At 56.2% G+C, this 15,040-nt stretch carries 17 protein-coding genes; 8 read left to right on the top strand and 9 right to left on the bottom strand.

Annotated elements, in window-relative coordinates; translation table 11 throughout:
- Window positions 1-8: 8 nt before the first annotated feature.
- The 4 genes from phoU (at window position 9) to AC2FJ6_RS00665 (ending at window position 3,631) form a co-directional block, all read left to right on the top strand.
- A complete protein-coding gene (gene phoU, locus AC2FJ6_RS00680) occupies window positions 9-710 on the top strand; it encodes a phosphate signaling complex protein PhoU (RefSeq protein ID WP_170769755.1) in 702 nt (233 codons plus the stop codon).
- Window positions 711-723: 13 nt separating this feature from the next.
- Window positions 724-1,413, top strand: a complete 690-nt coding sequence (phoB, locus tag AC2FJ6_RS00675; protein ID WP_170769754.1) for a phosphate regulon transcriptional regulator PhoB — start codon at window positions 724-726, stop codon at window positions 1,411-1,413.
- 110 nt (window positions 1,414-1,523) lie between these two features.
- Window positions 1,524-2,753, top strand: a complete 1,230-nt coding sequence (locus AC2FJ6_RS00670) for an acyl-CoA dehydrogenase (RefSeq protein ID WP_496668112.1) — start codon at window positions 1,524-1,526, stop codon at window positions 2,751-2,753.
- A 110-nt stretch (window positions 2,754-2,863) separates the two neighbouring features.
- Window positions 2,864-3,631, top strand: a complete 768-nt coding sequence (locus tag AC2FJ6_RS00665; RefSeq protein WP_170769752.1) for an SDR family oxidoreductase — start codon at window positions 2,864-2,866, stop codon at window positions 3,629-3,631.
- A 5-nt stretch (window positions 3,632-3,636) separates the two neighbouring features.
- Here AC2FJ6_RS00665 and AC2FJ6_RS00660 read toward each other — a convergent pair whose 3' ends face one another.
- On the bottom strand, window positions 3,637-4,497 hold the full coding sequence (locus AC2FJ6_RS00660) for an acyl-CoA thioesterase (RefSeq protein ID WP_170769751.1): 861 nt from the start codon (window positions 4,495-4,497) through the stop codon (window positions 3,637-3,639).
- A gap of 49 nt (window positions 4,498-4,546) precedes the next feature.
- Window positions 4,547-5,776 carry a serine hydrolase domain-containing protein gene (locus AC2FJ6_RS00655; RefSeq protein ID WP_170769750.1) on the bottom strand — a complete coding sequence of 410 codons (1,230 nt, stop codon included), beginning with the start codon at window positions 5,774-5,776 and terminating at the stop codon, window positions 4,547-4,549.
- A 143-nt stretch (window positions 5,777-5,919) separates the two neighbouring features.
- Between AC2FJ6_RS00655 and AC2FJ6_RS00650 the strand changes: the two genes are divergently transcribed.
- Complete coding sequence (locus tag AC2FJ6_RS00650) at window positions 5,920-6,525, top strand: 2-hydroxychromene-2-carboxylate isomerase (RefSeq protein WP_170769749.1); 606 nt, start codon at window positions 5,920-5,922, stop codon at window positions 6,523-6,525.
- On the opposite strand, the gene AC2FJ6_RS00645 is transcribed toward AC2FJ6_RS00650, so the two are convergent.
- Both AC2FJ6_RS00645 and AC2FJ6_RS00640 read right to left on the bottom strand, forming a co-directional pair.
- Entirely contained in the window at window positions 6,511-7,554 is a 1,044-nt protein-coding gene (locus tag AC2FJ6_RS00645) for a phosphotransferase family protein (protein WP_170769748.1), read from the bottom strand. The genes AC2FJ6_RS00650 and AC2FJ6_RS00645 overlap by 15 nt on opposite strands.
- Before the next feature lie 17 nt (window positions 7,555-7,571).
- Window positions 7,572-8,390 (bottom strand): SDR family oxidoreductase, encoded by an 819-nt coding sequence (locus AC2FJ6_RS00640; protein ID WP_170769747.1) that lies wholly within the window; start codon window positions 8,388-8,390, stop codon window positions 7,572-7,574.
- Window positions 8,391-8,528: 138 nt separating this feature from the next.
- Here AC2FJ6_RS00640 and AC2FJ6_RS00635 point away from each other — a divergent pair, with 138 nt between their 5' ends.
- The 3 genes from AC2FJ6_RS00635 (at window position 8,529) to AC2FJ6_RS00625 (ending at window position 10,862) form a co-directional block, all read left to right on the top strand.
- The gene (locus AC2FJ6_RS00635) at window positions 8,529-9,524 is read left to right on the top strand and encodes an NADPH:quinone oxidoreductase family protein (RefSeq protein WP_170769746.1); all 996 of its coding nucleotides are present in this window, start codon (window positions 8,529-8,531) and stop codon (window positions 9,522-9,524) included.
- A 136-nt stretch (window positions 9,525-9,660) separates the two neighbouring features.
- Entirely contained in the window at window positions 9,661-10,107 is a 447-nt protein-coding gene (gene aroQ, locus AC2FJ6_RS00630; RefSeq protein ID WP_170769745.1) for a type II 3-dehydroquinate dehydratase, read from the top strand.
- Window positions 10,107-10,862 carry a helix-turn-helix transcriptional regulator gene (locus AC2FJ6_RS00625; protein ID WP_170769744.1) on the top strand — a complete coding sequence of 252 codons (756 nt, stop codon included), beginning with the start codon at window positions 10,107-10,109 and terminating at the stop codon, window positions 10,860-10,862. The genes aroQ and AC2FJ6_RS00625 overlap by 1 nt, the downstream gene beginning before the upstream one ends.
- Window positions 10,863-11,231: 369 nt before the next feature.
- Here AC2FJ6_RS00625 and tsf read toward each other — a convergent pair whose 3' ends face one another.
- The 5 genes from tsf to AC2FJ6_RS00600 form a co-directional block, all read right to left on the bottom strand.
- Complete coding sequence (tsf, locus tag AC2FJ6_RS00620) at window positions 11,232-12,107, bottom strand: translation elongation factor Ts (RefSeq protein WP_170354186.1); 876 nt, start codon at window positions 12,105-12,107, stop codon at window positions 11,232-11,234.
- A gap of 77 nt (window positions 12,108-12,184) precedes the next feature.
- A complete protein-coding gene (gene rpsB / locus AC2FJ6_RS00615; protein WP_170769743.1) occupies window positions 12,185-12,967 on the bottom strand; it encodes a 30S ribosomal protein S2 in 783 nt (260 codons plus the stop codon).
- Window positions 12,968-13,134: 167 nt separating this feature from the next.
- Window positions 13,135-13,971 (bottom strand): lyso-ornithine lipid O-acyltransferase, encoded by an 837-nt coding sequence (gene olsA, locus AC2FJ6_RS00610; protein ID WP_170769742.1) that lies wholly within the window; start codon window positions 13,969-13,971, stop codon window positions 13,135-13,137.
- Window positions 13,972-13,974: 3 nt separating this feature from the next.
- Window positions 13,975-14,730: an L-ornithine N(alpha)-acyltransferase gene (gene olsB, locus AC2FJ6_RS00605; RefSeq protein WP_496668110.1), complete on the bottom strand. Its 756-nt coding sequence runs from the start codon at window positions 14,728-14,730 to the stop codon at window positions 13,975-13,977.
- 97 nt (window positions 14,731-14,827) lie between these two features.
- Window positions 14,828-15,010 (bottom strand): DUF3553 domain-containing protein, encoded by a 183-nt coding sequence (locus AC2FJ6_RS00600; RefSeq protein ID WP_170769740.1) that lies wholly within the window; start codon window positions 15,008-15,010, stop codon window positions 14,828-14,830.
- Between the last annotated feature and the right edge of the window lie 30 nt (window positions 15,011-15,040).

Below are 15,040 nucleotides of genomic sequence, written 5' to 3'. Positions count from 1 at the left end.
ATCTGATCATGACCGAACAACATATTGCATCCGCCTTCGACCGCGATCTAGAAGCCATTCAGGCCCACATCATGAAGATGGGCGGGCTGGTCGAAGCCGCCATCATGGGTGCGGCCCGGTCGCTGGAAACGCGCGACGAGGAACTGGCGCAACAGGTCCGCGCAGGCGACAAGGCCATCGACGCGCTTGAGGAACTGATCGACGAGGAAACCGCCCGCCTGATCGCGCTGCGTGCGCCAACAGCCAGCGATCTGCGTCTGGTTCTGTCGGTTCTTAAAGTCTCTGGCAACCTTGAACGCATTGGCGATTATTCCAAGAACATCGCCAAACGTACCACGGTTCTGGTTAATGCGGGTGAGATCAACGGTAGCGCCGCAGCCTTGCGTCGCATGGCGCGTGAAGTCGAGCATATGCTGCGCGACGCGCTGGACGCGTACATCCAGCGTGACGCAGAATTGGCGACCGACGTGATCAACCGCGATGAAGAAGTGGACCAGATGTATAATGGTCTGTTCCGCGAATTTCTGACCTTCATGGCAGAAGATCCGCGCAACATCTCGTCCTGTATGCATCTGCATTTCATCGCCAAGAATATCGAGCGTATGGGCGATCACGTCACCGCAATCGCCGAGCAGGTCGTGTATCTGGTGACCGGCGAACGCCCCGCCGAAGCGCGGCCAAAGGCCGATGTAACCTCGCAATCCGTCTGAGGAGATTTCTGAGATGTCTGCCGATCAACCCACAGTGCTGGTGGTCGAGGATGAACTGGCCCAGCGTGAAGTGCTGGCTTACAATCTTGAAGCGGAAGGGTTCCGCGTATCCAAGGCGGCTAATGGCGACGAAGCCATGTTACTGGTGGACGAAGACAGCCCGGACATCATTGTCTTGGATTGGATGATGCCCAACCTGAGCGGGATCGAAGTCTGCCGCCGCCTCAAATCACGCCCTGACACACGCTCGATTCCGATCATCATGCTATCGGCCCGCACTGAAGAGGTCGATAAGGTGCGCGGTCTGGAAACCGGTGCTGATGACTATGTAGTCAAACCCTATTCGGTGGTTGAACTAATGGCACGGGTGCGGACGCAACTGCGCCGCGTGCGCCCGGCGACGGTTGGTATCCGATTGGAATTCGACGATATCATTCTGGACTCTGAAACTCACAAGGTCAGCCGCGGCAGCAAGCCTTTGAAACTGGGCCCGACTGAATTTCGGCTGCTGAGCACGTTTATGGAGAAACCGGGCCGCGTCTGGAGCCGTGAGCAATTGCTCGATCGGGTTTGGGGTCGCGATATCTATGTCGACACCCGAACGGTGGACGTCCATATCGGTCGCTTGCGTAAAGCTTTGACGCAACATGGCGGCGACGACCCTGTTCGAACCGTTCGCGGCGCGGGATACGCGTTGGGGTAGGGTGCGCGCTACCCTATGAGTTTTACTCATGAGGAAATGCAAAACTCTTTCTGTCCTTTGGCGCATCACCGGGTTAGGTTGCGCCGAAGCTGACAGAGCGGAGAAGCCCCATGAACGCCCCAGATACCAAACCGACCTTGCGTGCCAAAGATGCGCCGGACCTTGGGCGATTTGCGTGGGAGGACCCATTTCGCCTGTCTGATCAGTTGACTGAAGACGAACGGATGATCGCCGACAGCGCGCGGGCCTATGCGCAGGAGAAACTGCAAACGCGGGTTCTGGAAGCGTTTCAGAACGAGGAAACCGATCCCGGGATTTTCCGCGAGATGGGCGAAATGGGCCTGCTGGGCACCACGATTCCCGAAGAATATGGGGGTATCGGGGCAGGGTATGTCGCCTACGGTCTTGTCGCGCGCGAGGTTGAGCGTGTGGATTCCGGCTATCGCTCGATGATGTCGGTGCAAAGTTCATTGGTGATGTACCCGATCTATGCCTATGGCAGTGAAGAACAGCGCCGCAAATACCTGCCGAAACTGGCCAGTGGTGAATGGATCGGTTGCTTTGGCCTGACAGAGCCCGATGCGGGCTCTGACCCAGCGGGTATGAAAACCCGAGCGGAAAAGATCGACGGCGGCTACCGTTTGACCGGTAGCAAGATGTGGATTTCAAACTCTCCGATCGCTGATGTTTTTGTCGTTTGGGCCAAGTCCGACGCACATGACGGGAAGATCCGGGGCTTTGTGCTTGAAAAAGGCCTGAACGGCCTGAGCGCGCCGAAGATCCAGAACAAGATGAGCCTGCGCGCCTCGATTACCGGCGAAATCGTGCTGGACGGAGTTGAGGTTGACGAGGGCGCTTTGCTGCCCCACGTACAGGGGTTGAAAGGACCGTTTGGCTGCCTCAATCGCGCCCGGTATGGTATCAGTTGGGGTGCCATGGGGGCCGCGGAATGCTGCTGGCACGCGGCGCGTCAATACGGGCTGGATCGCAAGCAATTCGACAAACCCTTGGCGCAGACACAATTGTTCCAACGCAAACTGGCGGACATGCAGACCGAAATCGCGCTTGGTTTGCAAGCCAGCCTGCGTGTTGGTCGTTTGATGGATGACGCTGCTGCTGCGCCCGAGATGATCTCGATCGTAAAACGCAACAATTGCGGAAAAGCGTTGGACATCGCGCGGATGGCACGGGACATGCATGGGGGCAACGGTATCTCGCTGGAATTCCAGGTGATCCGCCATATGGTCAATCTGGAAACCGTGAACACCTACGAGGGGACGCATGACGTGCATGCGTTGATCCTGGGGCGTGCGCAAACGGGCCTGCAAGCCTTCTATTGAGTTTCGTGTAATTGGTATTATGGTAAAATAATGCCTGCGCGTGATTTGAACTTTGCACAGTTCCTCAAAGCCTTACGATGCTCTCCTGATAACCACTTCAGGAGCGCAAAATGCAATTGAACGGAAAAACCATCGTCATAACCGGCGCCGCTGGTGGTATTGGTAAAGGTCTCGCCGAACGGTTTGCGCAGCTTGGTGCAACGGTCGTCTGCTCGGATGTTGACCTGGACGCAGCGGAACGCGTTGCGCGTTCTATCGGTGGTCACTCTCTGCACTGCGATGTGTCCAGCGAAGATCATGTGAAGGCTTTGATCGATACCGTTGAAGATCAGATCGCGCCAATTGATCTGTTTTGCGCGAATGCCGGGATTTTGACGCTTGGCGGTTTTGATACACCCGATGCGGATTGGGATCGGACGTGGAAGATCAATGTCATGTCCCATGTCTGGGCCGCGCGACATCTGGTTCCAAAGATGCTGGCACGCGGCGGCGGTTATTTTTTGATGACCGCATCGGCTGCCGGGCTGTTGAATCAACCCGGTGCTGCGCCGTATGGCGTCACAAAACACGCAGCCGTTGGTTTTGCCGAGTGGCTGGCGCTGACATATGGGCGCAAGGGTTTGAAAGTTTCGGTTCTGTGCCCACAGGCGGTGCGTTCAGACATGACCAAGGGACATGAAGTGTCTGTCGCGTCGATCGACGGTATGTTGGAGCCGTCCGAGGTCGCGGAAGCCTGTGTTCAAGCCATTGAAGCAGAGCAGTTTCTGATCCTGCCGCATCCGCAGGTTCTGGACTATATGCGCCATAAAGCGACGGACTATGACCGGTGGCTGGGCGGAATGCAGAAGTTAAATCAAATGTTTATCGAGGATAGTTGATCAGTCTACCGCGCCCGTCGCATCAACCCTTCCTGTGCGACAGATGCCACCAATGTGCCGTCCTGAGTATAGATTGAGCCACGATTGAAACTGCGGCCGCGGCCGCCCCAAGGCGAATCCATTGAATACAGATGCCACTTGTCGAAATGCACTGGCGCGTGGAACCACAGGGCGTGATCCAGGCTGGCTCCGTTGACCTCACCGGTAAACCAACTCAGGCCGTGGGGTCTTAGTCCCGAGCTGAGCAGGTACATGTCCGAAGCATAGGTCAACAGCAATTGCTGGGTGATTTGGTCCCTGCCCTGTGCGGCGTTCATTCGAAACCAAATGGCGTTTCGATCGTCGGACTTGTCAGGCGCGAACAGGTCCAGATGGTGGACTTCGCGTACATCGATCGGACGGTCGCGCATCAGCTCGGATCGCAGACGTTCGGGAACGCGATCCAGATATTGTCGTCTGACCTCGGACCGCGCGGGCAATCCCTCGGGGCCGGAGATGTCGGGCATTGTATGCTGGTGGTCCCAGCCGTCATCTGCAATATGGAAGGAGGCCGACATGTTAAGGATTTGTTTCCCGTGTTGGATCGCAATGACTCGGCGGGTGGTGAAAGAACCTCCATCTCGGGCCCGATCCACTTGATAAATAACGGGAATTGACGGATCGCCGGGGCGAATGAAATAGGCGTGCAAAGAATGGCACAGACGGTCTTCCACGGTACGGTATGCAGCAGACAGGGCCTGGGCGACGACTTGTCCACCAAATATCCGCGTCGGCGTTTCACCGCCCGACCCTGTGCCACGAAACAGATCAACCTCAAGCCGTTCCAAAGACAACAGATCCAGAAGAATATGTTCGGCTTCGGTCATGTGGGGCTCTCCGATCTGTCTATGACATGGCGTAACAGGCTGCTGAAGGTCATTCAATCATTGCCCCAAGGACAAGCCCCTTGAGTTCCGACCGTGACGGATGGGAACTAGACGGCGAAAGCTGCGTAAAGAAGACGACAGTCACGTCATTGCTGCGGTCGATCCAGAAAAAGGTCGAGGCCATGCCGCCCCAACTGAAATCTCCCAAAGAGCCCGGTGTGGCTGTTCGGCCCGGATCAATCACCACCGAACCGCCAAGGCCAAAGCCGGTACCTTCCATCGGTTGTTCCGCAAAACTACTTGGACCCATCGAGGCAATGTCGCCCTCTAAGTGATTGCGCATCATGAAATCTACGGTCCTGCTGCTGAGCAAGCGTTGGCCATTCCCCTGCCCTTTGTTGCGCAGCATCTGGACGAATTTGGCGTAATCGTCGATTGTGCCGACCAGACCGCCCCCCCCAGAGCACATGGTGGTGTCGAGAAAGGCAGAATCTTCGTAGCTATCTGTCAAACGTAGGCTGTCACCACCGGTCTCAGCCGAATTCAGATCCATCGCATTGCCAGCTAAGGGCGTGTAGAGCGATGCAAAACGGTCCCCGGCATCTTTGGGAACAGTAAATCCGGTCTCGTACATACCCAGCGGGTCAAAAATCTCTTCCTGAAAGAACTGATCCAGCGTTTTGCCAGACACGATTTCCACGACCCGGCCGATCACGTCGATGCCCACCGAATATTCCCAACGACTGCCGGGGTGGAATGCCAGCGGCAGGTCAGCGAGCGCAGTCACCCGGTTCGCCAAAAGACCCTCACGCGGGCCAAAGACGATGGATTGATCTTCCATCGCACTCGGCAGCAGCCCGGGGTTAAACGGATAGCTCAAACCACTTGTATGGGTAAGCAATTGATGCAAGGTCGGGGTTGTCGAGGGTTCGGTTTGGTCCATCCGGCTTGCGCCCGGCACAAGGGCATGCATATTCGAAAACACTGGAATAAAGTCAGATACCTGCGCGTCGAGGTGAAAGTTTCCGCGTTCGGCAAGCATCATCAATGCCACAGACGTCACTGGCTTGGTCATTGAATAAATTCGGGCAATTGAGTCGCGTTGGAAAGGCAAGCTCTGCTCCATATTCCGAAGCCCGCAGGCGTGGAAGAACGCCTCTTGACCCTGATGGTGGATCAGGACGGAACTTCCTGCATACTTCCGCTCATCCACATAGCGTTGCATCCACATCGGAATGCGCCCGAGGCGGGAAGGGTCGAGCGTGGTCTGACTGCACATGTGGACGTCCTGACATAGCCTATCAATTCCCCGGATTTTGCCGGGCGTGGTCACCTAACGCAATGGGGATGCAGCTATTTCCATATGGCTGTTACACTCAACGGGTTAAAGAATCGACGAGTCGGGATGGAAGGATCAAAATCATGTCACAAACTCTGGATTTTATATATGATTTTTGCAGCCCGAACGCATTTCTGGCTCATAAGGTGATGCCAAAGCTGGTGGCGGATCATGGCGTGCAGATCAACTATGTGCCAGTTCTTCTGTCGACAATTTTCAAAGCGACCAACAACCAAAGCCCGTTTCAGGCATTCTCGGAAAACCGTCAGAAAACTGCTTATCTGACCCATGATCTCCATCGCTATGCCCGTCGGCGCGGCGTAAGTTTTCATATGAGCCCCCATTTTCCGATCAACACCAAATTCGCCATGCGCGGAGCGGTCTTTGCCTCTGGAAAACAATGGGAAGCCAAATACATAGACGCGATCTTTGATGCTATCTGGGTGCATGGTCAAAAAGCAGATGAGATTACGGTGCTGATGGATATTCTGCAAGACAACGAACTGCCTGTCCGAAAACTGCGCGAAGCGATGACGGAGCCGGACATTAAGCAGCAACTAAAGGATCAGTCCAAAAATGCGGCCAAGCGCGGTGTTTTTGGTGTTCCTACATTTTTTGCAAGCTCCGAGATGTTTTTTGGCAAAAACAGCTTGCCCAATCTGGAACTAGAATTGTCACGTAGTGTGTGAGTTTGCGCCCTCAAGCGCTTGCAAGCCATACTGGGCAAACATCGGAACATAACCACCTAATTTTCTAGCCCTTTCCGGGTCCGAGGCATTACCGTCCAAGGCGCGTTTGTAGACACCTTGCAGGATACCAGCCATGCGGAAAAAATTGAAAGCAAGGTAGAATCCGAAGTTGTCGATGCCCGGCAGTCCACGGCGCTTGCAATAGGCTGCAATGAACTCGTTGTCCGACGGTAGGCCGAGGCTGGATCGGTCGATGCCTGCCAGCCCCCGCCCCTCTTTTCCCGGTGGCATTTGCCACTGCATGATCACCGCCGCCAGATCGGCATAGGGGTGGCCGATCGTAGAAAGTTCCCAGTCCAGAACGCCAATACATCGGGTGCCGTTCTTTTCGAATAGCATGTTGTCGATGCGATAGTCCCCATGAACCAGCGTTCTCTGGCCGTCATCAGCAGGCATTGACGCGTCGAGTAAAGAAATCAGTTGGTCCATGTGAGCAATGGTTTTGGTCTCGGACGCGCGGTATTGCTTGGTCCAGCGTGAGATCTGCCGTTCGAAATAATTTCCCGGCGGTCCAAAGTCGGAGAGGCCCACGTCCTGGATATCGACCATGTGGAGCTCGGCCAATACGCGGTTCATCTCTTCAAAAACACCGGCGCGCGTTTCCTTGGTTTCGCCTGTCATAGTCGGCTCAAGGAAGTTACGACCGTCCAGGCGCTCCATTACGTAAAAGGCCGATCCAATGACGGTGTCGTCCTCGCACAAAAGGAACATTTCGGGCACCGGCACTCGACTGTTCGACAGGGCTTTTTGAACCCGAAATTCCCGGTCCACGGCATGAGCGGATTTTAGGAGTATGCCAGGAGGTTTACGCCGCAAAACATAGACTTGCGTCGGTGTCTTCAATTCATATGTTGGGTTGGACTGACCGACGGCGAATTTAGTGGCCTCCAACGGGCCTCGATAGCCGTCGAGATGCGCGCTGAGATAGGCATCAACGGCCTTCAGGTCCAATTGCGTGTCCGTGGACATATCAGTCTCCTTACCGCTCACAGGGCCTCTGCGAAGATATTTCCCGCGGTCACCACATTAATCCCACCCGAAACCGGGATGACGGCTCCCGTGACATAGCTGCCGCCGCGACCGCACAGAAACAGCATGCAGCCCGCAATATCCTCATCCGCGCCGACCCGACCCAGCGGAACTGACTTTCCGACTTTGTCGCGGGTGGTTTCATCGGCAGTGGCAAAGGCGGTCATACGCGACACAAACGGCCCCGGTGCCAAGGCGTTGACTGTGATGTGGTAGGGCGAGAATTCCTTGGCCATGATCTTGGTCAGGTGCAAAACCGCTGCTTTAGAGGCTGAATAGCTGTAGGCGCCGTCGCCCATCGGTACCTCACCCATGACCGATCCCACATTGACAACACGGGCCGGATCATCGGCCGAACCTGATTTCATAAGCGTTGGCAACAGTTTCTGGGTCAATTCGAATATACCTGTTACATTCACCGACATGACCTTATCCCAGGCCTCATAAGGGAACTGTCCCATTGGCGCACCCCAAGACACGCCTGCGTTATTCATAAGGATATCAAGCTTGTCCGTGCGGTTGTGAACCTCGTCCACCAGCGCATCCACACCCTCTTTGCTACCAACGTCACCGGCAAACCCCTCTGCGCTGCCGGGCGCGTCCAGCGCATTGAGTTCGGCTGCTACGGTCTCGCACGCGTCCTGCTTGCGCGAGGCGATGAGAACCCTTGCACCGGCTCGCACCAGGGCTTCGGCGGCCATGCGGCCAATTCCCGTGGCACCGCCAGTTACCAGGGCTGTCTTTCCCTCTACCGAGAATAGGGATTCGGGTGTCATCGGGTGCTCCTCGTGTTTGTTCATTTGGCGCTGGTATGGTGTCTGCATACGCGTACCGCTGCAACGTCATATCCTTGACAACGTATCGGGCTGCGCCAAACTTCCTCCTGTAGGAATAACAGGGATAACGGGGTCAACATGCAAGCTTTACTCAGCGTCGCTCCGGGTGGACCAGAAACTTTGGAACTGACCACCCTGCCCGATCCGCAGCCGGGCAAGGGCGAGTTGTTGGTGGGCGTCAAAGCCGCCGGGGTGAATTTTCCTGATACGCTGATGATCCGGGACCTCTACCAGATCAAACCGCCGCGCCCTTATGCTCCGGGTGGCGAGATTGCGGGTCAGGTGCTGGCGGTAGGTGAAGGTGCCGCTGGGTTCGAAGTCGGCGACCGTGTGTTGGCGCTGACCGGCCATGGCGGCTTCGCAACACATCTGACGATTCAAGCTTCGACTGCGGTGAAGTTCCCGGATTCCATGCCCTTTGAGGATGCCGCGTGTTTCATCTTTACTTACGGCACCTCTTATCACGCTCTGAAGGATCGCGCGGCGCTGAAGGCTGGCGAAACCCTGTTGATTCTGGGGGCTGCGGGTGGAGTAGGAACCGCTGCCATCGAATTGGGCAAGGCAATGGGCGCGCGTGTCATCGCCGCCGTGTCATCGGAAGAAAAAGCCGCGTTCTGTCGACAAGTTGGGGCGGATGATACAATCGTTTACGCGACCGAAATGGATCGGGACGCTCAAAAGGCTTTTTCATCCGATATCAAGGCGTTGGCTGGGCCAGTTGGTGTCGATGTTGTCTATGACGCGGTCGGCGGAGACTATGCGGAACCCGCATTGCGTGCGATGGCGTGGGGTGGTCGTTTTCTGGTGGTGGGATTCCCGGCTGGGATTCCCAAAATTCCGCTGAACCTGCCACTGTTGAAAGGCTGTCAGATTGTCGGAGTGTTTTGGGGCGCTTCGGTCTTTAGAGACCCTGCAGGACACGCGGAGAATGTGCAGGAACTGTTCCAGTTCTACGACGCTGCCAGGATCAAGCCGCAAATCAGCGCGACGTTTCCACTGGAAAAAGCCGCTGAGGCTTTGTCCTTACTATCCGGGCGCGGTGCCTTGGGCAAAATTGTCGTGACGATGCTCTGACAACCCTACAATAAGAGCGGGCCGGTGTTGCGTTGCAGCACTGCGTTCGGGCAACCAGGAAAGTGACGCAGCGCTGGCGGTGGACAAGGGGACCCATTGGCGTTTAAGAACCAAAAAAACGGGAACAGTGAAAAAAATGCGTAAAGCTCTGATTTTAAACGGCCCGAACCTGAATCTGCTGGGCACGCGTCAGCCAGAGGTATATGGTAAAACAACCCTGAAAATGGTTGAGGAAATGTGCGTAACGCACGGAGAAACAATCGGTTTCGAAGTCGCGCACATGCAGTCGAACCATGAAGGTGCCTTGCTTGACGCGATCCACGCAGCCAAAGGGACGCAGGACGGCATCATCCTGAACGCCGGTGCCTATACCCATACGTCTATTGCGCTGATGGACGCTATCGCCTCGGTCGAGCTTCCCACCATCGAGGTGCATCTGTCAAACATCCATGCACGCGAGAGCTTTCGCCATACCTCGTATATCTCGAAAGTCGTCGTCGGCCAGATTTGTGGCTTTGGTGCGCAAAGCTACATCCTGGCGTTGGACGCGCTGGCTGGGTTCCTTGACCGTGAGGGCGCTTAATGAGGCTGAGTGAGTATCTTTATTTCCTGAGCTACACCAAAACGCTTGAGGAATTGTGGGATGCCCACTGCCGCCAAATGGCTGAATACGGCTTCGACCGGCTGTTGTACGGGTATACGCGCTACAAGACCCCGACCTCGTTGGGCGACCCGGAAGATTTTGTCATTCTCACCAACCATACCAAACCCTATCTGGATGGGTTCCTGCGCAGTGGGCTGTATTTTCATGCGCCGATGCTGAAATGGGCGCTGGAAAATGAAGGTGCGGCCAGTTGGCAGATGACGCAGGATATGATGATGTCCGGCGCTTTGACTGCGCAGGAGTTGGAAGTGCTTGAGTTCAACCGCTCGAAGGGTGTTGTTGCCGGGTATACGGTTAGCTTTACGTCAGTGTCGGCGCGGTCGAAAGGTGCGATTTCTCTATCTGCCTGTGGCGCACGGTCTCAGGAAGATGTGGATGCAATCTGGGCAGAGCACGGCGAAGATATTTTGCTGATGAACAATATGGCGCATCTCAAGATCCTGACCCTGCCTTACAACGCTCCAAACAGAGCTCTGACAAAGCGCCAAAGAGAGGCGCTGGAGTGGGTCGGAGATGGAAAAACCACGCAGGATATCGCGTTGCTGATGGGACTGACAGCAGCCACTGTTGAGAAACATTTGCGTCTGGCGCGTGAGTCGCTGGCGGTCGAAACCACAGCCCAGGCGGTTCTGAAGGCATCTTTTCAAAATCAGATGTTCGTGATGGAGGCCTAAACCCCAATTTTTTGACGCTCACTTGCGTCAATTTACCTAGGGTAAGGAAAACATTACTTTTCGATTCTGACCCGTAGTTGCAAAATGAGAGCGTTCCGTGAGTGGTGGCTTTAGCCTGGGAACATTTGGTCGGATCTTTGTGATTTCAGGGCTCTCCGGCCGCTCTGACACAGGGGCGTCTATTCGTCCACGTACCTATGTCGGAAATCCGGGGGGCCTCGACCATCCCCATCATGCGGGGCCCCCCAACCCTATCCTTCAATGCCAGGCGCTTCGGCGTCTTTTTTTGTGCGCGCAAGAAAAAACCGGCCACGCCTTGCGCGACCGGTTCTTAAAGTGTCCCGGACCCCAAGAGGTCCGGAAAATCGCTTAACCCTGGGCTGCTTTTGCAACTTCGGCGGCGAAGTCTTCTTTTTCCACCACGATGCCTTCGCCAACTTCCAGACGGATAAAGCCGGTGATGGTTGCGCCTGCTTCTTTGGCGGCTGCTTCAACCGTCAGGTCAGGGTTCACAACGAACGACTGGTTCAGCAGAGTCGATTCAGCCACGAATTTCTTCATACGGCCTTCGATCATCTTCTCGATCACCTGCTCCGGTTTGCCGGATTCGCGGGCGATGTCCATCTGAACCTGCTTTTCCTTCTCGACGACCGCCGGGTCCATGTCGGCCTCGGACAGAGCTGCCGGGTTCACAGCTGCGATGTGCATCGCAACCTGCTTGCCGATCGCTTCGTCACCACCGGTCAGAGCAACCAGAACGCCGATTTTGCCCATGCCGTTGGTGGCTGCGTTGTGGACATAAGACACAACTGTGTCGCCCGACAGTTTCGCCATACGGCGTACCGACATGTTCTCACCAATGGTGGCGATCTTGTCGGTCAGAGTGTCGGCAACGGATTTGCCACCCAAGTCAGCCGCCAGCAGAGCGTCAACGTCTGCAACACCTTCGGCTGCAAACGCAATCTTGCCGACCATTTCCTGGAACTCAGCGTTCTTCGCAACGAAGTCGGTTTCCGAGTTCACTTCGACAGCAACACCGTTGCCACCGTTGACGTGTACAGCAACCAGACCTTCTGCTGCGGTACGGCCCGATTTCTTGGCCGCTTTCGCCAGGCCTTTGGTGCGCAGCCAGTCAACGGCCTCGTCCATGTTGCCGCCGGTTTCGGTCAGGGCTTTTTTCGCGTCCATCATGCCTGCGCCTGTGCTGTCGCGCAGTTCTTTAACCATTGCTGCTGTGATTGCCATCTTTTGGCTCTCCTCAATTCAAACGGAATTGGGGCAGGTCATACCCTGCCCCATGTGTCAATTACGTGACGGGCAGCTTACGCTTCAGCCGGAGCTTCAGCGGCTTCTTCTGCAACGACTTCTTCAACCGGTGCTTCTTCGAATGCACCCAGGTCTACGCCAGCAGCACCCATCTGAGCGGTCATGCCGTCCAGAGCGGCGCGAGCGGCTAGGTCACAATACAGACCGATGGCGCGGGCTGCGTCGTCGTTGCCGGGGATGATGTAGTCAACACCGTCGGGTGAGCAGTTGGTGTCGACAACAGCCACAACCGGGATACCCAACTTGTTGGCTTCGGCGATGGCCAGTGCTTCTTTTTTGACGTCGATGACGAACAGCAGATCAGGAACGCCGCCCATCTCGCGGATACCGCCCAGCGAAGCCTGCAGCTTCTGCTGGTCACGCTCCATGCCCAGACGCTCTTTCTTGGTCAGGCCTTCTGCGCCGGCTTCCATTGCTTCGTCGATCTGGTTCAGACGGTTGATCGACTGAGAAACGGTTTTCCAGTTGGTCAGCGTACCGCCCAGCCAGCGGTGGTTCATGTAGTACTGAGCTGACTTTTCAGCTGCTTCGGCGATCGGGCCAGCGGCCTGACGCTTGGTACCAACGAACAGAACGCGGCCACCTTTTGCAACGGTGTCACGAACGGCCTGCAGAGCTTGATCCAGCATCGGAACTGTCTGGGTCAGGTCCATGATATGGATGCCATTGCGCGAGCCGTAGATGAACGGGCCCATGCGGGGATTCCAACGCTGTGTCTGGTGACCAAAGTGAACGCCAGCTTCCAGCAGCTGACGCATGGTGAACTCGGGAAGAGCCATGCTATTTTCCTTTTCCGGTTTACGCCTTGGCGGGGGTGAAAGAAGCGGGTGCTCCAACCGGCGGGCCTGATGAGGATGTCTCCCTGCAAAAGACCCAAACCCCGCCTGCGGGTTTGAATGGCGCGCGTATACGGCAGGTTTTGGTGCAACGCAAGAGGCTTTCGCCCCTATTTTTCAAGCCGCGCCAAGCTATGGGCATGACGGACGGCTTCCTCGCAATGAGCAGCCAACGCTTTGCGGTTTTCAAAATCGCTGACCTTGGCGGGTGTGTGGTAGATCAACTCGACCCAGCCTTGCCGACGGGCGCCCAGCGTTTTCAGCAAATGCGGACCGAAATCCATATCTCCCCACCACCCATAGAACCTGTTGGGTTGTCCGGCAGGTGCATGGTAAATAACGGAAACCGGCTGCACATACATGAATTCGCGCAGTTCATCGGTAAAGAATGCAGCAAAGAGTGTTGTTTTAAAGGGCAAAACCCTGATTCCATCGGTCGAGGTGCCTTCCGGGAAGAACACCAACTTATGACCTGCAGACAAGCGTTCCTGAAACAACAAGGTTTGCTCGCGCGCCTTTTTTCGGTTGCGTTCGATGAAGACCGTACCCGTGGCCCGGGCAAGCCAGCCGATACCGGGCCATTTCGCCACTTCGGCTTTTGAGACGAAATAGACCCTTTTGCGGGCGTTTAGCGCGAAAATATCCAACCACGAGGAGTGATTGGCCACCACTGCTCCACGTTGGGTCATCAACTCTCCGGAACTGCGGAATCCCATTCCTAGAATGCGAAAAGCGTTGCGACAGACAAACTGTGTGATGAAGGGCGTGATTGGGCGGCGGACGCCGTAAATCGGTCTCTCGATCAAGCGGAGGGTCAGCAGGACGATCAGCCCGCCGAAGACTAAAACCGCCAGAGGCAGACCTCGCAAAACGACCAGAATCCAGCCGACCAGGCCCAGTTCAATGGGATCAGGCGCGTCTTCGCTGTGCCAAGATGCGTCGCTCAAGGGTTACGCTCCGCTATAGATGCGCCGTTGGCGCTCGTTCATGCGCGCTGTGTCCAGGATCAGGCACACGTCCGTTGTGTTGAAGGCATGGTCGATGAAAGCGCCCTCGCCCACAAACCCGCCCAGCCGAAGATAGGCCTTGATCAGCGCCGGAACCTGAACCATGGCAGCGCGGCGGTCCAGCGCATCCACGCCCACCAAATCCATCGACTGAAACACATCGGGTTGCGCCCGGACCCTCAGGTCTGGCGGCGCGAGGTGGTTGTGATGCAACATCGACAGAGGCTGCCCCAGCGCCTGAACATCGGTGCCATGAAAGCTGGCGACGCCGAACAGAACTTCAATCTGGCGCGCATTCACATAGGCGGCCAGACCGTTCCACAGATGATACATTGCCGTGCCGCCGCGATAATCCGGGTGCAGGCAGGATCGCCCCAATTCCAACAGCTTGCGACCGCTGTCTTTCAGGACGCTGACATCATATTCGTCTTCGGAATAAAACTGACCCAGATCTGCTGCACGTTCGCCCGGTAACAGCCTGTAAACGCCCACAGTTTCGCCGGTCTGGTCGTCGATGGCCAGCATATGGTCGAAATACGGGTCGAACCGGTCCTGCTCTAGCCCTGCGTCGTGGTCCACCATCTCTCCGCCACCGCCCAGTTCGCGCACGAAGACGTCATAGCGCAGCCGCTGCGCGGCACGCAGTTCGGCCTCGGTCTCGGCGAGTTTGACGGTGAAGGATGGGCCTGTACCCGACATCAGAAAGTCCCTGTGGTTTCAGGGCTGATACCGCAGGTGTCGGGGGAATGGCAACATCGCCTGAACCGGTTGGATGTTAACTATTCCTAAACCAGTTTCACGGATCAAAGACGGGCATCAGGGCGATGCGCGATCCGTCAATCACCACCTTTCCCTGCTCGCGGAAGTTCACGGTGATTTTGCCGCCGATATTGGACTGCACCTGTCCAATGCCCCAATCGGGGAAATCGGGGTGGCGGACAAACATGCCCGGTGCAAGAATGGCATTGAGGTCTGACATGACTGGGCTCCGGGTCCGGCGGCAGATACA

Source organism: Ruegeria sp. CDSA089, assembly GCF_059612205.1.
The sequence above is the reverse complement of the archived record's forward strand: the minus strand, read 5'-3'. Positions and strand labels throughout refer to the sequence as shown.